At 70.7% G+C, this 20,119-nt stretch carries 17 protein-coding genes; 11 read left to right on the top strand and 6 right to left on the bottom strand.

All coding sequences use genetic code 11. From position 1 onward, the window contains the following. The first annotated feature begins 70 nt into the window (after window positions 1-70). Window positions 71-2,734, top strand: a complete 2,664-nt coding sequence (locus Ate02nite_RS16345) for an AfsR/SARP family transcriptional regulator (RefSeq protein WP_203806255.1) — start codon at window positions 71-73, stop codon at window positions 2,732-2,734. Window positions 2,735-2,905: 171 nt separating this feature from the next. Here Ate02nite_RS16345 and Ate02nite_RS16340 read toward each other — a convergent pair whose 3' ends face one another. Both Ate02nite_RS16340 and asnB read right to left on the bottom strand, forming a co-directional pair. Further along, window positions 2,906-3,157, bottom strand: a complete 252-nt coding sequence (locus Ate02nite_RS16340; protein WP_203806253.1) for a YciI family protein — start codon at window positions 3,155-3,157, stop codon at window positions 2,906-2,908. Beyond that, window positions 3,154-5,076, bottom strand: coding sequence for an asparagine synthase (glutamine-hydrolyzing) (gene asnB, locus Ate02nite_RS16335; RefSeq protein WP_203806251.1), 1,923 nt, complete (start codon window positions 5,074-5,076; stop codon window positions 3,154-3,156). The genes Ate02nite_RS16340 and asnB overlap by 4 nt, the downstream gene beginning before the upstream one ends. 141 nt (window positions 5,077-5,217) lie before the next feature. Here asnB and Ate02nite_RS16330 point away from each other — a divergent pair, with 141 nt between their 5' ends. Both Ate02nite_RS16330 and Ate02nite_RS16325 read left to right on the top strand, forming a co-directional pair. Beyond that, complete coding sequence (locus Ate02nite_RS16330) at window positions 5,218-5,901, top strand: response regulator transcription factor (RefSeq protein WP_239147450.1); 684 nt, start codon at window positions 5,218-5,220, stop codon at window positions 5,899-5,901. Then, window positions 5,898-7,622, top strand: coding sequence for a sensor histidine kinase (locus tag Ate02nite_RS16325; protein WP_203806247.1), 1,725 nt, complete (start codon window positions 5,898-5,900; stop codon window positions 7,620-7,622). Before Ate02nite_RS16330 ends, Ate02nite_RS16325 begins: the two co-directional genes overlap by 4 nt. Here Ate02nite_RS16325 and Ate02nite_RS16320 read toward each other — a convergent pair. Beyond that, a complete protein-coding gene (locus Ate02nite_RS16320; RefSeq protein ID WP_203806245.1) occupies window positions 7,619-7,825 on the bottom strand; it encodes a hypothetical protein in 207 nt (68 codons plus the stop codon). The genes Ate02nite_RS16325 and Ate02nite_RS16320 overlap by 4 nt on opposite strands. A gap of 67 nt (window positions 7,826-7,892) precedes the next feature. Here Ate02nite_RS16320 and Ate02nite_RS16315 point away from each other — a divergent pair, with 67 nt between their 5' ends. The 7 genes from Ate02nite_RS16315 (at window position 7,893) to Ate02nite_RS16285 (ending at window position 13,301) form a co-directional block, all read left to right on the top strand. Beyond that, complete coding sequence (locus tag Ate02nite_RS16315) at window positions 7,893-8,762, top strand: helix-turn-helix transcriptional regulator (protein WP_203806242.1); 870 nt, start codon at window positions 7,893-7,895, stop codon at window positions 8,760-8,762. Further along, a complete protein-coding gene (locus tag Ate02nite_RS16310) occupies window positions 8,746-9,120 on the top strand; it encodes a DUF2255 family protein (RefSeq protein ID WP_239147449.1) in 375 nt (124 codons plus the stop codon). The genes Ate02nite_RS16315 and Ate02nite_RS16310 overlap by 17 nt, the downstream gene beginning before the upstream one ends. Before the next feature lie 113 nt (window positions 9,121-9,233). Beyond that, window positions 9,234-9,374, top strand: a complete 141-nt coding sequence (locus Ate02nite_RS16305) for a hypothetical protein (RefSeq protein WP_203806238.1) — start codon at window positions 9,234-9,236, stop codon at window positions 9,372-9,374. Between the two features lie 130 nt (window positions 9,375-9,504). Then, complete coding sequence (locus Ate02nite_RS16300) at window positions 9,505-10,623, top strand: polyamine ABC transporter substrate-binding protein (protein WP_203806236.1); 1,119 nt, start codon at window positions 9,505-9,507, stop codon at window positions 10,621-10,623. 2 nt (window positions 10,624-10,625) lie between these two features. Then, window positions 10,626-11,477 carry an ABC transporter permease gene (locus tag Ate02nite_RS16295; protein ID WP_203806233.1) on the top strand — a complete coding sequence of 284 codons (852 nt, stop codon included), beginning with the start codon at window positions 10,626-10,628 and terminating at the stop codon, window positions 11,475-11,477. Continuing rightward, complete coding sequence (locus Ate02nite_RS16290) at window positions 11,470-12,228, top strand: ABC transporter permease (RefSeq protein WP_203806231.1); 759 nt, start codon at window positions 11,470-11,472, stop codon at window positions 12,226-12,228. The genes Ate02nite_RS16295 and Ate02nite_RS16290 overlap by 8 nt, the downstream gene beginning before the upstream one ends. Continuing rightward, window positions 12,225-13,301: an ABC transporter ATP-binding protein gene (locus Ate02nite_RS16285; RefSeq protein WP_203806229.1), complete on the top strand. Its 1,077-nt coding sequence runs from the start codon at window positions 12,225-12,227 to the stop codon at window positions 13,299-13,301. The genes Ate02nite_RS16290 and Ate02nite_RS16285 overlap by 4 nt, the downstream gene beginning before the upstream one ends. Here the strand turns inward: Ate02nite_RS16285 and Ate02nite_RS16280 are convergent. Next, the gene (locus Ate02nite_RS16280; protein WP_203806227.1) at window positions 13,276-13,905 is read right to left on the bottom strand and encodes a TetR/AcrR family transcriptional regulator; all 630 of its coding nucleotides are present in this window, start codon (window positions 13,903-13,905) and stop codon (window positions 13,276-13,278) included. The genes Ate02nite_RS16285 and Ate02nite_RS16280 overlap by 26 nt on opposite strands. Window positions 13,906-14,042: 137 nt before the next feature. On the opposite strand from Ate02nite_RS16280, the gene Ate02nite_RS16275 reads away from it, so the two are divergent. After that, window positions 14,043-15,434: an NAD(P)/FAD-dependent oxidoreductase gene (locus tag Ate02nite_RS16275; protein ID WP_203806225.1), complete on the top strand. Its 1,392-nt coding sequence runs from the start codon at window positions 14,043-14,045 to the stop codon at window positions 15,432-15,434. 105 nt (window positions 15,435-15,539) lie between these two features. Here Ate02nite_RS16275 and Ate02nite_RS16270 read toward each other — a convergent pair whose 3' ends face one another. Further along, entirely contained in the window at window positions 15,540-18,779 is a 3,240-nt protein-coding gene (locus Ate02nite_RS16270) for a DEAD/DEAH box helicase (protein WP_203806222.1), read from the bottom strand. A gap of 91 nt (window positions 18,780-18,870) precedes the next feature. After that, entirely contained in the window at window positions 18,871-20,112 is a 1,242-nt protein-coding gene (locus Ate02nite_RS16265) for a DUF2786 domain-containing protein (protein WP_239147448.1), read from the bottom strand. Window positions 20,113-20,119: the final 7 nt, after the last annotated feature.

Here is a 20,119-nt window from a genome sequence, read left to right as displayed (position 1 = left end):
GCCGCACAGGTTCGCGTGCCCCGATGGATTTCGGATGGACCATCGATGGAATACGTGCTGTAGTGGCGGGGTGCCCGGTCGGCTCCTCTTCCACATCCTCGGCCCGACACTTCTGGAACTGGCCGACCGGGAGATCGATCTGGGCCCCGGCAAACAGTGCTGCCTGCTCGCCTGCCTGCTGCTCGAGCCGGGCCGCCCGGTCCCGGTGGACGTGCTGATCGACCGCATCTGGGGGATGGACCCGCCGAAGCGGGCCCGCAACCTGATCGCGACGTACGCGACCCGCCTCCGCGGCCGGCTGCCCGACTCGGTCACCCTGCGTTACGCCGCCGGCGGCTACCGGGCCGAGGTGGAACCCGACCTGGTGGACCTGCACGTCAGCCGGCGCCTGGTCATCGAGGCCGGCAAGACCGGCGACCCGGGCGAACGGGCGGCTTTGCTACGGCGCGCGCTGACCGGCTGGCAGCCGGTAGCCCTGGCGGGCATTCCGGGGGAGTGGGCGCGCCGGGTGCGCGAGACCCTGCTGGAGGAGCGCACGGAGTTGCTGGTGCGCTGGGCCGAGGCGGAGAACCGCCCCGGCGAGCTCCGGGCCGTCCTGGCCGAGCTGCGGGCCGCCGCCGAGGCCACCCCCTACCACGAGGAGCTGCACGCCCAGCTGATCCGCGCGCTCACCGCCGACGGCCAGCGAGCAGCCGCGCTGGCCACCTACCAGGAGATCGCCCGCCGCCTGCTGGACGACCTCGGCGTCGAGGTGGGCGAGCGCCTGCGGGAGGCGTACGCCCGGATGAGCGGACGGCCTGCCGGTCCGCCGCGTTCCGTGCCCGCGCAATTGCCGGCCGGGGTGGCCGGGTTCACCGGCCGCCGGGCCGAACTGGACACTCTCGACAGTCTCGGCGCCGTGTGCGTGATCCACGGGACCGCCGGCGTAGGCAAGACCTCCCTCGCTGTCCATTGGGGACATTCGGCCCGGGACCGCTTCCCGGACGGTCAGCTCTACGTGAATCTGCGCGGATTCGATCCCAGTGGGCCGCTGGGTCCGGGCGTGGCGCTGCGCGGATTCCTCGACGCGCTCGGGGTGCCGGCCGCGCGGATCCCGGCCCAGCTCGACGACCGCAGCGCGCTGTATCGCAGCCTGCTCGCGGATAGAACGGTGCTGGTGGTGCTGGACAACGCCCGCTCGGCCGAGCAGGTTCGGCCGCTGCTGCCCGGCGGTGGCGGCTGCGTAGTACTGGTGACCAGCCGCGACCCGCTGACCGGCCTGGTCACCACGTCGCAGGCCCGGTCGCTGCGGCTCGGACTGCTGTCCCGGGCCGAGTCGCACCGCTTCCTGACGCGACGACTCGGCGCCGCCCGGGTCGCCGGCGACCCGGAGGCGATCGCCGGCCTGATCGACCGCGCGGCCGGCCTGCCCCTGGCGCTTTCCCTGGCGGCCGCGCGGGCGGCTGCCGATCCCACGATGCCGCTGTCCCACCTGGCCTCGGAACTGCTGTCGGCCGGCGACGACCCAGCCACCGACCTGCGCGAGCTGTTCGCCGCGTCGCTGCGCACCCTTTCGGCGCCGGCCGCCCGCCTGTTCCGCCTGCTAGGCCTGCACCCGGTCCCGGACGTGTCGCCGGCCGCCGCGTCGTCCCTGGCCGGCGCCCCGGTCAGCGCCTTGGTTGCCGAGCTGCGCCGAGCCAGCCTGATCGAGGGCGAAATCACCCTCCACGACCTGCTGCACGCCTACGCCACCGACCTCACGAACACGGCGCCGGAGAACGAGGGGGAGCTTGCCAGGGGCCGGATGATCAGCCACTACGTGCACACGGCCGCGCGGGCCGATCTGCTGCTCGACCCGGCTCGCGCGCCGGTTCCGCTGCCGCCGCCGGCCGACGGCATCACGGTCGAGCCGCTGGCGGACGCCGACCAGGCGATGGCCTGGTTCCGGTGGCGGCACCAGCCGCTGCTCACCATGCTCGCCGAGGCCACCGCGGCCGGGCTGCCCGGCGCGGTCATCCCGCTCGCCTACCACCTCACCACCTACCTGCAGCGGCAGGGCCACTGGCATGACCAGATCACCGGGCAGCGCTCGGCCCTGGCCGCGGCCGCCCGGCTGGCCGACGAACAGGCCCAGGCCAAGGCGCTGCGGGCGATTGCCCGCGCCGAGATCCAACTCGGGGCGTACGACGATGCGCACCGCCACCTAGGCCGGGCAATCGGCCTGTTCCGGCGGATCGGCGACCGCCGCGGCCAGGCCAACTCGCACCTCGACCTGTCCTGGCTGCTGGAGATCCTGGACCGGCTCGAACCGGCCCGCGCCGCCGCCGCCCGCGCCCTCGACCTGGCCCGCGACCTGGACATCTACCCCTACGCGCTGAACTGCCTCGGCTGGTACGAGTCGCTGCTCGGCGATACCGCCGCGGCCCTCGGCCACTGCACCGAGGCGGTCTCCCGGTTCACCGCGGCCGGCGACCGGCGCGGCGTGGCCGAGACCTTGGACAGCCTCGGCTACATCCACGCCCGGACCGACCAGCCCGACGAGGCGGTCCGCGACTATCAGCGAGCCGTCGACATCTACCGCGAGCTGGGCGACCGGCACGGCCAGGGCGAAACCCTGGACCGCATGGGCGACGCACACCAGGCCGCCGGCCGCCTCGACGAGGCCCGCGAGGCGTGGACCCAGGCGACCGCCACCCTCGCCGAAATCGGCCACCCCACCGCCGACGCCGTGCGCGCCAAACTGACGGCCGCCTAGAACCATGCTGAGGGCCGGCCAGAACCATGCGGGCGGCCGGCTAAACCGTGCGGGCGGCAGGCTAGAACGATGCGGGCGCCAGCTAGAACCATGCTGGCGACCAGCTATAACCATGCGGGCGGCAGGCTACAACCCATGCGGGCGGCCGGCTAGAACTGTGCGGGCCGGTGGCTAGAACTCGTGGCCGCCTGGGTCTTCGACCGGGCGCAGCTCGGTGTCGGGAGTTCGGGACGCCCAGGCCAGGGCCTCGGAGCGGGTGGGGCAGTCGATCAGGTAGAAACCGGTCACCAAGGGCGTGGCCAGCGTGCCGTGGGCCAGGTCGGGGCCGGTCAGGCCCTCGGCTGCCACGTGCACGCCCGCGTCGATCATCTCGGTGGCCAGGTGGGCGTCCCAGGGGCCGCGGGCCAGGATCAGGTATTTCATGCCGTACTCCTCTCTTTGGAAAGAGTCGGAGCGGACGGCGTCCGATCGACATGGCCGGCGTGCGGGTTGATCGAGCGGTCCACGTTGACCGCGTACCAGAGGCAGAACATCGCCACCGCCCACACCTTGCGCGAGTTGTCGGCGAGCCCGGCCCGGTGGTCGGCCAGCAGGCGCAGCGCGTAGTTCAGGTCGAGCAGGTGACCGGCCCGGGAATCGGCGAGCAGGCCGCCGACCCAGTCGCCGATCGAGCCCTTCAGCCAGATCCGGGTCGGCGTGGGAAAGCCGAGCTTGCGCCGTGACCGCACCGACTCGGGGACGATGCCGCGCATCGCCTCGCGCAGCGCGTGCTTGGTGGTGCGGCTGTGGGCCGGGAGTTTCAGTTCGGTGGACAGGCCGGCCGCGGCCGCGTACACGGCCTGGTCAAGGAACGGGACGCGCAACTCCAGCGAGTGCGCCATCGACATCCGGTCGGCCTTGTGCAGGATGTCGCCGGGCAGCCAGGTGTGCAGGTCGACGTACTGCATCGAGGCCACATCGTCGACGTCGGCGGTCTCGGCGTACAGCCGCTGGGTTATCGAAGTGTGGGGTTCGGCGGTGAAACGCATGAGCGAGGCCTTCTCCTCGGGGGAGAAGATGCGCGCGTTGCCGTAGTAGCGCTCCTCGATCGGGGTGGTGCCGCGTTCTAGAAAGCTTCGGCCGCGCATGCCCTCGGGCATGACGTGCGACAGCCCGCGCAGGCCGCGCTTCATCCCGCCGGGCAGTCGCTCGATCCCGGCCAGCGACGCCGGTTCGCGATAGATCGTGTAACCGCCGAAGAGTTCGTCCGAGCCCTCGCCGGAGAGGGCGACCGTCACGTACCGCGACGCGGTGCGGGCCAGGAAGTACAGCGGGATGAGCGACGGGTCGCCGCTGGGGTCGTCGAGCAGGTGGATGATCCGCGGCAGCTCCCGGATCACGTCGTCCTCGGTGACCACGGTCGGGGTGATCCGTACGCCCAGCTGCTGGGCGGTGTCGGTGGCGATCTCGATCTCGGAGTAGCCCTCGTGGGCGAAGCCGGCCGTGAAGACGTGCAGGTCGGGGTGCACCTCGCGGGCCAGGGCGACCACCGCGGACGAGTCGACGCCGCTGGACAGGAACGCGCCGACCGGCACGTCGGCCTGCAGGTGCTTGCGGACGCTGTCCCGCAGCGCGTCCTGGATCGCCTGGTAGGCCACCTCGGGTTGCAGCTTGAGCGGGCGCAGCGAGGGCCGGAAGTACCGCTCCTGACGCAGGCCGCCGCTCGGTGTCCAGGTCAGCCGATGGCCCGGCGGCAGGCGGCGTACCTCACGGTCGAGGGTCATCGGCTCGGGCACGTACTGGAAGGTCAGGTAGTGAGCGAGCGCATCGGTGTCCAGCTCGCCACCGCTGAACGGCTGAAGGGCCTTGCGCTCGCTGGCCAGGAACACGCCGTCGGTGGTCTCCAGGATGTAAAGCGGCTTGATACCGAACGGATCGCGCGCGGCGTGCAGGGTTCCGGTCCAGTGGTCGTAGGCCGCGAAGGCGAACATCCCGCGCAGCCGGGGCAGTGCGGCCGCACCCCAGTGGTGGAACGCGGCGGCCAGCACTTCTGCATCTCCACTGGTGGTGAAGACCGCTCCGGCGCCGATGAGTTCTGCTCGCAGCGCCCGATAGTTATAGATCTCCCCGTTGAAGACGACGGTCCACCGGCCCTGGTAGTGCAGCGGTTGCGCGCTGTCCGCCCGGTCGACGATGGCCAGCCGCTTGAACCCGAACGCCATCCCGTCGGCGTACTCGACCCGCGTGTCGTCCGGCCCCCGGTGGTGCATGGTCTCCAGGGCGCGGGAGAACTCGGCGACGGTGTCCGGGTCGGGCGGGCCGGCCTGGGCCCGGCTGCTCACGAAGACGCTGAATCCACACATGCGGCGGGACGGTAGGGCGCCGGTTGTGAGGAACCTGTGCGGAACCGATCAAGATCGATGCGGGCATCGGAACCGGCCACGATCTTCACAGGTTCCGCACATTTCTTGGCCGTCCCGGTACCGCTGAGTCATGATGCGGTCGTGACCGCACGTATTCTCGTGGCCGACGACGACCCGAAGCACGCGCAGCTCATCCGCCTCTATCTGGAGCGGGAGGGCCACCAGGTGCTCACCGTCGGTGATGGCCGGGCCGCGCTGGAGCAGGCCCGGGCCCGCAAGCCCGACCTGATCGTGCTGGACATCATGATGCCGCTGGTCGACGGCCTGGACGTGTGCCGGATCCTGCGGGCCGAGTCGAACGTCGCGATCCTGCTGGTCACCGCCCGCTCGTCGGAGAACGACATGCTGCTCGGGCTGGACATCGGCGCCGACGACTACCTGGCCAAGCCGGTCAGCCCGCGCGAGCTCACCGCCCGGGTCCGGGCGCTGCTGCGCCGGATCGGCGCCGGTGATCCGAAGACCGCGGTGGTCCGGGTCGGTGACATCGAGGTGGACGCCGGCCGGTTCGAGGTACGGATAGAAGGCTCACCGGTGAGTTTGACCGCCAAGGAGTTCGGCATTCTAGAACTGCTGGCCCGCGAACCCGGCCGGGTCTTCACCCGGGGCGAGATCATCGACAAGACGTTCGGCTTCGAGCAGGAGGTCACCGAACGCACCGTCGACGCGCACGTGGTCAACCTGCGCCGCAAGATCGAACAGAACCCGGCCGAACCACGCTACGTGCAGACCGTCTACGGCCGCGGGTACCGGCTGGCCGACCGGTGAGCTTCCGGCTGCGCATCTTCTTGCTGGTCCTGCTGGTCGCGGCGACCGCCATCGGGGCCACCGCCTGGCTCACCCTGAGCCTCACCCAGCGTGAGGTGGTCCGCTCCCGCCAGGCCCAGGTGCAACACCAGGACGAAATCATCAACACCATCCAGGCGTACGGCCTCCGGCACGGCCACTGGCCCGGGGTCGACGCGGTCGTCGCCGACCTGGCCGAGCGCACCGACCTGCACATCCAGCTGCGCACCGAGGACGGCGGCGTGCTCGTCGACTCGGACACCATGCAGGGCCGCCCGTCCGGCGGAGTGCGCGGCGCGTCGCTGACCATCGACCCGCGTCCGGCCCTGGACCCGTCGACCTTCCGGGCCGGGGGCGACCCCGGGGCGTACGTGATCATCAAGAAGAACTTCCTGGCCGACATCTACGGCCCGGCGCCGACCGACCCGACCCGGGGCAGCGCCCCGTGGCTCGCCGCCCGTCAGGTCGCCCAGTACCGGGCCTCGCTGGTCATGGTGCGCTGCCACGCGGCGAAGACGAAGGCCGATCCGGTGCTGCTCACCAGCGACGCCCCCTACCTGACCGAGGCCCAGATGGCAGCCGACCCGGCCTGCCTGAGAGAGGCCACCACGAAGGTCCTCCGGGACACCTCGTGGCAGGCCGACGTGAACGCCAGCTTCTACGCCTGCACGGCCAAACGCGCGGTGATGTACAACGGCGATGTCTGCCTGACCGCCGGTTTCGGCAACGCCGTCGCCACCACCTCGGCCGTACCGCTGCAACTGTTCCTGGGTGGCCGCGACGACCTCGACCTCACCCAGCTGGGCCGGCCGGCCATCTTCGGCGCCGTCGGCCTGCTCGCGGTCGCGACGCTCGGCACCGCGTTGATCGCCCGCCGGATCAGCCGCCCGGTGCACCGCCTCACCGACGCGTCCCGGCTGCTCGCCGGCGGCCGCCTGGACGTGCGGGTGCCCACCCGCGGCCGCGGCGAACTGGCCCGGCTGTCCGCGTCGTTCAACGCCATGGCCGAGGCGGTGCAACGCAGCGAGGAACGCCAGCGCCGGCTGGTCGCCGACGTCGCCCACGAGATGCGTACGCCGTTGTCGAACCTCCGTGGCTACCTGGAAGGACTGTCCGACGGCGTGGTCGAGCCGAGCCGGGAACTGTTCGCGTCGCTGCACGAGGAAACCCTGCTGCAGCGCCGGATCCTGGACGACCTGCAGGTGCTGGCCCTGGCCGAGGCCGGCGACCTGGGTTACACCAGGGCCCCGCTCGACCTGTCCGACCTGGCCGCGACGACCGCGACCGCGCACCGGGCGGTGGCCGCCGAGGCCGGCGTGACGCTGACCGCCGACGCGCCCGCACCGGTCTGGGTGGACGGTGACAGCGACCGGCTGCGTCAGGTGCTCGGCAACCTGCTGTCCAACGCCATCCGCTACACCGACCGCGGCGGCCAGATCCTGGTCCGGGCGTACGTGGCGGACGGCGAGGCGGTGCTGAGCGTGCGCGACACCGGCGTCGGCATCGACCCCGGCGACCTGCGGCGCGTCTTCGACCGCTTCTGGCGGGCCGACCCGGCCCGGCAGCGGGCCACCGGCGGCACCGGCCTGGGCCTGACCATCGCCCACCGGATCGTCACCGACCACGGCGGCACCATCGAGGTGGAGAGCCAACCACATCTGGGAACAACCTTTTCGGTACGCCTACCGGCGCTCCAGGCCTAGCGGTCGGCCGGCCGATCCGCCCCGTCGCAGGCGTCCTCGCCGAGTTCGCCAAGCACGTCGAGCAGATCGGGCCCCTCATGGCCGACGTCGACCGAGCTCCCGATCAGGCCCAGCTGGGCCGCGCAGTCCCGCCCGTACCCCTTGACCATCCGGTCGGCACGGGTCGGATGGCCGCATCGCGGGCACCGCCGCATCTCCGCCATGCCCGGCAGCGTAACCCGGTACTGACAGAACCTCCCTGCCCAGCGCGCGGCGTCGTAGCGTCGGGGCATGGACAACCGGGCGGAGATCCGCGACTTTCTGACCAGCCGGCGCGGGAAGATCACCCCGGCGCAGGCCGGGCTGCCCGACTTCGGGGCCCGGCGGCGGGTCAGCGGGCTGCGCCGGGAAGAGGTGGCGATGCTGGCCGGCGTCAGCATCGACTACTACACCCGGCTCGAGCGCGGCAACCTCTCCGGCGTCTCGGACAGCGTGCTCGAGGCGCTCGCCCGTGCCCTGCACCTCGACGAGGCCGAACGCGCCCACCTGCTCGACCTCGCCCGCACCGCCAACGCGACGGTCTCCACCGTGCGCGGCCGGCGCCGGACGACGTCGACGGTGCGGCCCGGTGTGCAACTCCTGCTCGACGCGATGACTCTCGCGCCGGCCTATGTGCGGAACGGCCGGCTCGACGTTCTAGCCGCCAATGCTCTGGGGCGGGCCGTTTTCGCGCCACTGTTCCAGAACTCTTCCGGGACACCGAACATGGCTCGGTTCATCTTTCTAGAACCCTCCGCCCAAGAGTTCTACATCGATTGGGAAGAGTTGGCGGCCGACGTCGTCGCGTTGCTGCGTGGCGAGGCCGGCCGGGACCCCTACGACCGGAAGCTCACCGACCTGATCGGCGAGCTCAGCACCCGCAGCGACCTCTTCCGCACCTGGTGGGCCGCGCACGACGTGCGGCTGCACCGAGCGGGTGTGAAACGCCTGCACCACCCGGAGGTCGGCGACCTGACGCTCGGCTACGAGTCGATGGACCTGACCGCCGACACCGGCCTGCGGCTCAACGCGTACCACGCCGCGCCGGGCACTCCCGAATACGATTCCCTACAGCTGCTGGCCAGCTGGAATGCGAGGTTGGCGAATGAGCTGGACCGATGAGGAACTGGCCGCGATCGGCGACGCCACCGAACTGCGGATCGCGTCGCGCCGCGCAAACGGCACCCTCCGGCAGTACGTGACGATCTGGGTGGTCCGCTCCGGCGACGAGTTGTACGTGCGCAGCGCGTATGGCTCGGGCAACCCGTGGTTCCGCCGGGCCGTCGCGGCCGGCACCGGCCGCATCCAGGCCGGCGGCGTCGAACGCGACGTCACCTTCACCCTGGCCGACCCGGCCACCGGCGCCGACCTGGATCGCGCCTACCACACCAAATACGACTCGTACGGCCCGGCGATCGTCGGCACGGTCGTCGGCGAGAAGGCCGCACCGGTAACCATCCGCCTGGAGGCTTCGGCATGACAACGTGGCTCATCACCGGCCGCGCTGGAGGGCATGTCGGGCTCGCTGCGCAAGGAACTGGAACCCCTCGGCATCACGGTCACCCGGCGAAGGCGGCCCGGGCACTGATCACCGTGGTGAACAGCGGAAAGGCCCCCGAGCTGCTGATGCTCGGCACGGATGCGATCACCGCGATCACGTCCGTCCTGGACACCCAGCGCGCCGAGGTGGAGACCTGGCGTCCGGTCTCCGCCGGCACGGACTTCTGCGGGTGATTTGCTGAACTCTGGTTCAAAGTAAATTTGAAATTACCAGGTCATGGGCATGTTTCGAAGTCTTGCGTTAGTTGAGTTGCGCTGCAACACTCAGCCGCCAGGCCGGAACTCCCACCTGGAGGAGAACCACGTGTCACGCATTCCTTCGATTCGTCGTGCCCTCACCGGGGCCGCCGCCACCGTGCTTCTCATGACGGCGGCAGCGTGCGGCGGTGGCGAGAACGCCACCGAGCAAGCCGCTCCCGACACCCTGAACCCGAGCGCCGACCTCACCAAGCAGACTCTGACCGTCTCGAACTGGGACGCCTACATGCCGGCCGACCTGCCGGCCACCTTCGAGAAGAAGGTCGGCACCAAGGTCACCGTGACCAAGCACGCCACCAACGAAGAGATCATGGCCAAGCTGACGGCCGGTGGGGACAGCGGCATCGACGTCGCGTTCGTCTCCGGGCCGTTCGCGCAGGCCCTGGCCGAGCAGGGGCTGGTCGAGCCGATCCACGCCGACCTGATCCCGAACCTGAAGAACCTCTACCCGGAGGCCACCACGCTGGCGTACGACCCGGGCAACAAGTTCTCGGTGCCGTACACCTGGGGCACCACCGGGCTCTGCTACCGCAGCGACCTGACCGGGTACGAGCCGGACAGCTGGAACGACCTGCTCAACCCGAAGCCGGCGCTGGCCAAGAAGACCACGATGCTGGGCACCGACCGGTGGCTGATGCTGCCGGCCCAGAAGTCGCTCGGCTACTCGGCCAACACCACCGACGCCGCCGAGATGGCGAAGGTGAAGGAGCAGCTGGTCACGACGAAGAAGTCGCTGCTGGCGTACGACGACACCACGTTCTACTCCCGGCTGGTGTCGGGGGAGGCGGCGCTGGTCGAGGCGTGGGACGGCTGGTGCAACTACGGCATCACCGACAACGCGAAGATCAAGTTCACGGTGCCGAAGGAGGGCAGCGACCTCTGGGTGGACACCATGGTGATCCTCAAGACCTCCAAGAACAAGGAGGCCGCGCACGCCCTGATCAACTACATCCTGGACCCGGCGATCCACTCCTGGGCGGTGCAGAACATCCTCTACAAGGTGCCGAACAAGGCCGCCATGGAGGCCATCGACCCGGCCCTGATCAAGAAGTACCCGAACCTGGGCACCACCCCGGCCGAGCTGCTCAAGGGTGAGACGCTCGTCGACCTGGCCGAGGGTGCCACCCAGTACAGCCGGATCGTCACCGAAGTGACGGCCAGCTGACGATGAAGGCGAAGCTGGAGCGAATCACCCTGCTGGGCCCGGGGCTCGGCTACCTGACCGCGCTGATGGTGGTGCCGCTGGCGCTGGTGCTGAGCTACACGATCTTCCAGCGGGGTCGCTTCGGCGGCCTGGTCTACGAGCCGACCACGGAGAACTTCCGCCGGGCCGTGGACCCGCTCTACCTGGACGTGCTGGTCACCTCGGCGTGGATCGCCGGGGTGACCACCCTGCTCGCGCTGCTGATCGGCTATCCCACGGCGTACGTCATCGCGCGTCTCCCGGCCCGCGCCAAGACGATCGCGCTGGTCGCGCTGGTCCTTCCGTTCTGGACCAACTTCCTGATCCGGACGTACGCCTGGATCGTCCTGCTCAGCCCGGCCGGCCTGGTCAACGACGCGCTGACCGGCTGGGGACTGGTCGATGAGCCGCTGCAACTGCTGTACACCAAACCGGCCATCATCGCCGGGCTGCTCTACAGCTACCTGCCGCTGATGGTGCTGCCGCTGTACGCCTCCCTGGAGAAACAGGACCACGAACTGCTGGAGGCGGCGGCGAACCTGGGCGCCCGGCCGGCCCGCGCGTTCCTCACCGTCACCCTGCCGCTGACCCTGCCGGCCATGCTGACCGGCTGCGTCTTCGTCTTCGTGCCCAGCCTGGGCAACTTCGTGGTGCCCGAGTTGCTCGGCGGCGGCCGCACCGCGATGGTCGGCAACCTGGTGCGCGATCAGTTCCTCAAGGCCCGGGACTGGCCGTTCGGCGCCACCCTGGCCCTGGCCGTGGTGGCGATGCTGGCGGTGCTGCTGCTGATCCAGGCGTGGAGCGGCCGCCGGCTGCAGGGGGCGGACCGTGCTTAAGAGGATCCCGTTCTGGTTCACGTACGTCTTCCTCTGGGTTCCGATCCTGGTCGTCGTCGCGATGTCGTTCAACGCCGGCGACTCGCCGTACTCGTGGGGTGGCTTCGGCCTGAACTGGTACGGCGAGCTGGCCGGCGACCAGGAGATCCGCACCGGCCTGGTGAACACCCTGATCGTGGCGGCCGGCTCGACCGCGATCGCCACCGTGCTGGGCACCCTGCTCGCGGTCGGCCTGGCCCGGCACACCCGGTCCAAGGTCCTGGACGCGATCGCCACCCTGCCGGTGATCCTGCCGGACATCGTGATGGCGATCGGGCTGCTCGCGTTCTACTCGCTGATCCAGCTCACCCTCGGGCTGTACTCGGTGCTGCTCGCGCACGCCGTGTTCGGCACCGCCGCGGTCGCCGCCGTGGTCCGTACCCGCCTGACGGTCTCCGATCCGGCGCTGGAGGAGGCCTCCCGGGACCTCGGTGCGAACGGGCTGACCACGTTCCTGCGGATCACCCTGCCCACCCTGGCGCCCGGCATCGTGGCCGGCGCGCTGCTGGCCTTCACCCTCTCGGTCGACGAGTTCGTGATCGCCTTCTTCACCGCCGGTCCGCAGTCGCCGACCCTGCCGATCGTCATCTACTCGATGGTTCGCTTCGGGGTCACCCCGGAGATCAACGCCCTCGCCACGGTCTTGCTCGCGGTCACCTTCACCGCGATCCTGGCCGTGCAGCGACTGACCAGGTTGACGGAGCGCCGATGACCTCCCTGCTGACGATCACCGACGTACGCCGCAGTTTCGGCGACGTGACCGCCCTCGACGGGGTCTCGCTCGACATCCGGGAGGGCGAGTTCTTCGCGCTGCTCGGCCCGAGCGGCTGCGGCAAGACCACGCTGCTGCGGATCCTGGCCGGGTTCGAATCGCCGGACGCCGGCACGGTCACCCTGGGCGGCGACGACCTGACCGCGATCCCGGCCCACCGCCGGCCGGTCAACCTGATGTTCCAGTCGTACGCGCTCTTCCCGCACCTGAGCATCGAGAAGAACGTCGCGTACGGCCTGGAGCGGGAGAAGGCCGGCCGGGCCGAGATCCGCGAGCGGGTCGGCGAGGTGCTCGACCGGGTCGGCCTGGCCGGCGCCGCGAAACGCCGCCCGCACCAGCTCTCCGGCGGGCAACGCCAGCGGGTCGCGCTGGCCCGGGCGATCGTGAAACGGCCCCGGCTGCTGCTGCTCGACGAGCCGCTGTCCGCGCTGGACCGCAAGGTGCGGGCCGAGATGCAGCTCTGGCTCAAGCAGCTGCAGCACGAGGTGGGCATCACCTTCGCGGTGGTCACCCACGACCAGGAGGAGGCGATGTCGATGGCCGACCGGATCGCGGTGCTCAACCACGGCCGGGTCGAGCAGATCGACACCCCGGTCGCCCTCTACGGCGCGCCCCGCACGCACTTCGTCGCCGATTTCATCGGCGGGAACAACTTCTTCGACGGTACGGCGGTGAAGGGTGGCCTGCTGGCCGGCAGCCTGTTGCCCGGTACGCCGAGCGTCCCCGACATCGTCGCCACCGGGGATGCCGCGGTGCTGGCGGTGCGGCCGGAGCAGATCCGGATCGGCACCGGCCTCGACGACGCCGTGCTGCGCGGGACGGTGCTGGACGTCAGCTTCTACGGCGGCACGTCGCGGTTCGCGGTGCGGGTGCCCGGCCGGGAGAAGCCGGTCCAGGTGCAGCGGCCGGGCGCGCCGGGCTTCGTACCGGATCAGGCCGTTGATCTTGGTTGGGGGGAGGCCGAGGCGGTTCTGATCCCGCCGGCCGTCAGCGCCGCGTCCGCCGCCGCTTGACCTGCAATGGATTGCCGGTCATCCCGCGTGCGTAGCTCAGAATCAGCTCCTCCGCCTCGGCGACGCCGATGCTCGGATGCCGGGCCACGATCCGGTAGCCGTAGGCGTCTTCGAGGGCCACCAGGTTGCGGCCGATGGTGACCGGGTGGTCGGCCAGGGTGAACACGCCCTGCAGCACCCCGGACTCCAGGATCGTCTGGTACATCGACACCTGACGGTCGAAGAGCGTGGTGAGCAGGGCGGCGTAGACCCGGTTGCGGCCGGCCGCGCCACCCAGCTCGCACAGCAGGCGCACGTCGGTGTCGTCCGAACCGGACGGCAGCCCGGAGCGGACGGTCACCACCAGTTTCTCGACCGGGTCGTCGACCTCGGCGATCTGCTTGACCCGGTGCTCGTAGAACCGCTCCATCCCGGCGTGGTGCGCGTCGAGCAGCAGGTCCTGCAGGTCGGAGTAGTGGTAGAGCACCGCGCCGGAGGTCAGGCCGGCCTCGGCCGCGACCTGCTTGAGGTGTACGCCGTCGGTGCCGTGCAGCACCATCGCGCGGCGGGCCGCCTCGATCAGGTCCTGCTGGCGGTCGGCGCGGCGCTTACGGGGAGTCGTCATCGTCCTGCCTGTTTGAATTCAGATTCAGATCCGAGCCCGGATGGAGCGCTCATGTCCGAACGCAATCTGACCATACTCTCGCTGCTCGAGAGGCCCCCTGGCCGGACGAACGACTGCATCCTGATCGAAGGACCGGCGTGATCGCCCGTTCGCTCGCGGACGCCCAGCCCGCGGTCTTCTGGACCGACCGGCCCGACGCCCCCGAACCCCGGCCGCCGGTGCCCGCCGGAGCCAGCGCCGACCTGGTGATCGCCGGCGGTGGCTTCACCGGACTGTGGGCGGCCGTGCAGGCGAAGCTGGACGATCCGGACGCGGACGTGCTGCTCCTGGAGGCGCGGCACGTCGGCTACGGCGCGTCCGGCCGCAACGGCGGGTTCCTCAGCGAATCGCTCACCCACGGCCTGGGCCACGGCCGGGCCCGCTGGCCCGCCGACTTCCCCCGGCTGGTCGAGCTCGGCCGGCGCAACCTCGCCGAGATCGCCAAGACGGTCGCCGACCACGGCATCGAGGCCGACCTGCGGCTGGTCGGCAAGACCACGTTCGCGCTGGCCCCGCACCACCTCGGCGAACTGGCCGGGCTGGCCGGCGCGCACCGGGAGCTCGGCGACCGGGTCACCCTGCTGGACGCCGAGCAGGCCCGGGCCGGCGTGCATTCGCCCACCTACCTGGGTGGGCTGCGCATCCACGAGTCGGGCGGACTGGTCGACCCGGCCGCGCTGGTCTTCGGCCTGGCCCGGCTGGCCGACACGCTCGGCGTGCGGCGGTTCGACCGATCCCCGGTGGCCGGGCTCCGGCGCTCCGGCGGCGGCCTGCAGTTGCGTACGCCGAGCGGTCCGGTACGCGCCGGGAAGGTGCTGGTCGCCACGAACGCGTTCCCGTCCCCGCTGCGCCGGATCCGCCCGTGGGTGCTGCCGGTCTACGACCACGTGCTGGTCACCGAGCCGCTGTCGGACGCGCAGTGGGCGTCGATCGGCTGGGCCGAACGGCAGGGGCTCACCGACAACGGCAACCAGTTCCACTACTACCGGCCGACCGCGGACGGGCGGATCCTGTGGGGCGGCTACGACGCGATCTACCACTTCGGCGGCCAGGTCCGCCCCGAGTACGAGCAGCGCCGGGCCACCCATGAGCTGCTGGCCCGGCAGTTCTTCGCGACGTTCCCGCAGCTCGACGGGCTGCGCTTCACCCACCGGTGGGGCGGGGTGATCGACTCGACAAGCCGGTTCACGCCGATCTTCGGCACCGCGCACGGCGGCCGGGTGGCGTACGCGGTCGGCTACACCGGCCTGGGCGTGGCGTCCTCCCGGTTCGGTGCGCGGGTGGCGCTCGACCTGCTGCGCGGCGAGCCGTCCGAGCTGACCGAGCTGGCCATGGTGCGCCGGCGCGGGGTGCCGTTCCCGCCGGAGCCGCTGCGCTGGCCGGTGGTGGCGCTCACCCGGCACCAGATGATCCGGGCCGACGAGAACGGCGGCCGGCGCGGCGCGTGGCTGCGGCTGCTCGACCACTTCGGGGTCGGCTTCGACAGCTGACGTCCTCCACAGAACTCGCGTCGCGTGCCCACCCTTTCTCCACATCGGCTGCCTAGCGTCGGTCTACATCACCCCGGTCCGGCGCAGCTACGAACTGGCCGACCGCTAGTCGAGGAGGCTTCGGATGTCCTCCGCGGTCAGCGCCGCGGAGGCGAACTCTCCACCGTCGAGAACGCTGCTGAACAGCTCGGCCTTCTTCGCCTGCAACGCCATCACCTTCTCCTCGATGGTGTTCCTGGCGACGAGTCGGTAGACCATGACCTTGCGCGTCTGGCCGATTCGATGGACCCGGTCGGTGGCCTGTGCCTCGGTCGCGGGATTCCACCACGGGTCCAGCATGATGCAGTAATCGGCCTCGGTCAGGTTGAGGCCGAAGCCACCGGACTTCAAGCTGATCAGGAACACCGGTGTGGTCCCGGCCTTGAAGTCAGCGATCACCTTGGCCCGGCGGGTCGTCTTGCCGTCCAGGTAGGAGCAGGCGATCCCGGCGTTCTCCAGCCTCTGCCGGGCGGACCCTAGGAAACGGGTGAACTGGCTGAACACCAGAATCCGGTGTCCTTCGGCCACGATGTCGGCGACCCGTTCGGCAAGCGCGTCCAGTTTGGTCGACGGGACGGCCTGGCGTTGCGGATCGACCAGGCTCACGTCCAGGCTGGCCTGGCGCAGCAGGGTCAGCGATCGGAAGATCTCGAAGCGGTTCCCCTGCAGGTCACCCAGGAGGCCGAGTACTTTTTGCCGTTCCCGCTGCAGGTAGGTCTGATAGATCCGGCGATGCCGCGGGTTGAGGTCCAGCTCGATGACCTGCTCCTGCTTGGCCGGGAGTTCCCCGGCGACCTCCGACTTCCGCCGTCGCAACATGAGAGGCCGGATGCGGCGCCGCAGCTGGGCCAGCCGTTCCTGATCGTGGCCCTGCTCGATCGGCCGGCGGTAGTAATCGGTGAAACGATCGAGCCGGGACAGCAGCCCGGGCGCGGTGATGGACAGCAGCGCCCACAGCTCACCCAGGTGGTTCTCCAGCGGTGTGCCGGTGACGGCCAGCTTGAAATCGACCGGCAACCGCTTCGCGCAAAGATGGGCCTGCGACGCCGCGTTCTTGACGAACTGCGCCTCATCCAAGATCAACCCCGCCCAGGGCAGAGCCGCGTACGCGTCGTACTCCAGACGAAACAGCGTGTACGAGGTGACCACCAGCTGAGCGCCCGCAACCGCATCCGCCAGAGTGTCGGCGCGGCGGGCATCGGTCTGCTGGATCGTGCGTACCTCCAGGTCCGGGATGAATCGGGCAGCCTCGGCGGCCCAGTTCCCGACCACGCTCGCCGGCGCGACCACCAGGAACGGCGCGTCCGTCCGGCCTTCGTCCACCGCGTGGCCTACCAGCGCGAGCGTCTGCACTGTCTTGCCCAGTCCCATGTCATCGGCCAGCACACCGCCGAGGCGATGCCGGTAGAGCGCGGCGAGCCACTGGAAACCGTCGTTCTGGTAGTCGCGGAGGGTGGCATTCAAGCTCGCCGGTACCGGGCACGCCGGTCCGGTACCGGCCTCGTACAACGCCCGCACCGACTCCTGCCAGCTCGCCGCCTGACCGGAGACTTCCCCCAACTCGGCCAGTTCCGCCCACACGCCGGCTTGGAAGCGGCCGACCCGCATGACGCCGGCCGGGGCGTCGTGCAGGGCACGAGCCTCGGCGATCAGGTCGGACAACTGCCGGAACTCCGGCCGGTCGAGTGTGAAGTACCGCCCGCTCGGCAGGATCAGGAACTCCTGTTCGGCGGCCAGCGCGATGAAGAGATCCTGGAAGTTGACCTGTTCCCCGCCGACCGTCACCCGGACCGCGAGGTCGAACCAGTCGGGCTGGCCGTCTCCCGCATCGCCGTCCGCGCCGGCGAACGAGATGATTGGCGCTTCGGTCTCCTCGACGTAGTCCGGGCCGTCGTCGTCGAGCCGAAGCTCGAGCTTGACGTCGGGAACATCGGCCAGACGCGGGAAGACCTCACGGAGCAGGCGAAGCATGGCATCGCCGGCAACAACGGCCCGGCTGAGCAGGCGAGGGCCGTCCGGCGTCGATTCCGTCAACCCGTACGCCGGTCCGGTGACCGCGGCGGTCGCCGCCCGAAGCGTCCGGGCCCGTACGGCCGTCAGGTCGAGGCCGCTGTTCAGCGGCTCCCGGTGCTCGTCTGTCCCGATCGACGTCACCCAGTCCCACGTCACCGACATGCGGTGCCCAGGAAGCCGGTCCGCGGTCATCGTCAGCGTCGCCCGGTCGAGGTCCGGCAGCTGCACCGAGTCACCGATCGCCACGACCTCGGCCGCACGTGCCAGACCCGGGTAGTACTGACGCAGGAACCGCTGCTCCTCCTCGGCGGGAACGACGATCGCCGGAGCGGCCAGCGCCAACGCCGCCTCCGCGGTTATCGGCCGCGCGGTGGGCGCCAGCCGTAACGACCGCCGCGCTCCTTTCGGCCCGTCCGCCCACCACGCGACACCGTGTGCCGGTTCCCCGATCAGCATCAGCCGGTCCGGGTCGAGCGTGGCGGCGCCGTCGGTGAGAACCGGCCGTAACCGCAGGTCGGCCGAATCGCGATCGGCGCGTACCGAGAACCGGACCGGCTCGGACCGCACCACCACCGGCGCCGCGCCCTTTCCCACGTAGACCAGCGGGAGCCCCGCGTCCTGAGCTTCGCGCAGGATGTCCCACACCCGCCGGCTCGGCGACTTGTCCAGGTAGATGACCCGGTTGTTGTACCCGTACTGGTACATGCCGCGGGGGGAGCCGTACACCTGCGACCGCAACTCTTGAAGCAGCGCCACGTGCTGCTGGGTGTGCGGCGACTGGCTGTGTACCACGTAGTCCAGCGACTGCCAGTGGATGCCACCGCGAACCCAGCCGGTCTGTCCCGGCACGACCGGCCGCAGAGCCAGCCGTCGCGGATCGGTCTCGAGCTCGAACTGCAGGCCCACCTCGGCGCTGCTCGCGCGTCCCGCGGAAGCGGTGTCCCCGACGAGCGAGGTCAGGGCCGACTCCCAGGAACGGGCGGCGATTTGCTCCGGAGCACTCATGCCGGCGGCCAGCACCACCGCCACCGGGTGATCACAGGCGGGCGCGAACATGCAGGCACAGGTGCCGTCGATGCTCTTCACGGTGCCGTCCGGCCCGATGACCACCGAGGCCCGCACCCGGCCGGAGACCGGCCCGTGCACCAGTCCGGACGCCCGCCGCCGTGGCCCGTCCCACCGCGCGTCGGTCACCTCGCCTCGGGCGAGCGATGCTCTGGCCTCGACGAACGTTCGCACGCCGACGGCCTCGCAGATGGCTGCTTCCTCATCGGTCAGAACCAAACGTGCCAAAGCCCCTCCAAGTCTCTGCTCGCAGAGTAGCGAGCGATCAACTCACCAGGAGAAGCCCGTCATCCGATCGTGCGCGACGGTGGGACCGGTGTCACCGGTTGCTGAGTTCGTCCCGTCCGTTCAGGACCGCGCGGTCGGCGGCGGCCCGGCCCGCCGCCCAGCCCTCGTGGTTGCTGGCGGCGGCCGGGACGGTCGTCATCTCCGGGAACTGCTCGGCGACGGCCTCGCGGACCGCCTCGGTGCGGGCCGCGAGCACCGGCAGCAGCTCCCGGCCCGTCTCCGCGGCGGCGGCCGCCTCGGTGACCTCGTCCGACGCGGTGGTTAGCCGTTCGCCGATGCGGTGGGCGTAGGAGGTCAGGAACGACTGCCGGAAGGACCGGGTGGTGCTGCGGCCGTATGCGTCGGTGCGCGAACCGGACCCGGTCATCGCCCTGGTCGCCTGCACCAGCAGGGACGTGAACAGCAGCTCGGTGGCGTCCAGATCGGGCGCGAAACCGATGACGCTGACCAGGCCGATCCGTTTCATCCACACCGCCCGGCAGCTGTTGGCCTCGGCGACCACCTGCAGCAGCAGCGATTTCGGCATCTCGTACGGATTGTCGACCGCGACGCGCCGGGTGGCCGGCCGATCACGCGCACCCGACCGGGCGGCCAGCAGCGCGTGGTCGATGCGATGCCGGGTCATCAACTCCTGCGCCTTGGCGGTGTAGGCCTCCGCCTCCTCCGGGAAGTCGGTCGACTCGGCCTTCGCCAGCAGAGCCCGCACCCGGTCGAGCATGCGCTGGTCGAGCCGGCCGGCGTCGGCCACGACGGGCTGCGGGTCGCCGGGCAGCGGCCCGGCCGGCTCGACCGGCATCATCGTCAGCAGCACCAGCAACACGTCGATCATCGTCTGGACCGTCGTGGTCCGGTCGACACTGTGCCGCGCACCCCAGAGCGACGGGAACAGGTCGTCGTGCTCCCACCACACGACCGCGTCGAGCGCGGCCAGCTGCACCTGCCAGCGCGGCGGGACGGAAGCGGCCGGAAACTCCCGCAGCCGGGCCGCGATGACGTCGGTGACAAGCCGGCCGTGCCCCGCCGAGCCGTCCCGGCGAACCGCCCGGACGATCTCGGCCGGCTCCCAGCCCCGCCGCCACGCATTGGCGACCTCCTGGAGCAGGCGCCCGAACAGCGCCCGGTTCACCACCTGCACTCCCGCCGGGCCACCGGTGCCTTCCGCGAGCAGGTCGAGTCGGTCCTCGAAGGCATCCACCTGCCGGTGGTGCCGAGCACCGAGTGCTTCGTCGATCAGCCGCTCGGCGACCTGGCGCTGGTCCGGAAGGCCCGGCACCCTGAAG

The organism is Paractinoplanes tereljensis, assembly GCF_016862435.1.
Lineage (GTDB): Bacteria > Actinomycetota > Actinomycetes > Mycobacteriales > Micromonosporaceae > Actinoplanes > Actinoplanes tereljensis.
This window is presented reverse-complemented; position numbering and strand designations above follow the sequence as displayed.

Excerpts from the sequence above, each read along its gene's own strand:
- Ate02nite_RS16340 (WP_203806253.1), bottom strand. The coding sequence starts at position 3,157 with ATGAAATACCTGATCCTGGCCCGCGGCCCCTGGGACGCCCACCTGGCC.
- asnB (WP_203806251.1), bottom strand. The coding sequence starts at position 5,076 with ATGTGTGGATTCAGCGTCTTCGTGAGCAGCCGGGCCCAGGCCGGCCCG.
- Ate02nite_RS16320 (WP_203806245.1), bottom strand. The coding sequence starts at position 7,825 with ATGGCGGAGATGCGGCGGTGCCCGCGATGCGGCCATCCGACCCGTGCC.
- Ate02nite_RS16315 (WP_203806242.1), top strand. The coding sequence starts at position 7,893 with ATGGACAACCGGGCGGAGATCCGCGACTTTCTGACCAGCCGGCGCGGG.
- Ate02nite_RS16310 (WP_239147449.1), top strand. The coding sequence starts at position 8,746 with ATGAGCTGGACCGATGAGGAACTGGCCGCGATCGGCGACGCCACCGAA.
- Ate02nite_RS16295 (WP_203806233.1), top strand. The coding sequence starts at position 10,626 with ATGAAGGCGAAGCTGGAGCGAATCACCCTGCTGGGCCCGGGGCTCGGC.
- Ate02nite_RS16285 (WP_203806229.1), top strand. The coding sequence starts at position 12,225 with ATGACCTCCCTGCTGACGATCACCGACGTACGCCGCAGTTTCGGCGAC.
- Ate02nite_RS16280 (WP_203806227.1), bottom strand. The coding sequence starts at position 13,905 with ATGACGACTCCCCGTAAGCGCCGCGCCGACCGCCAGCAGGACCTGATC.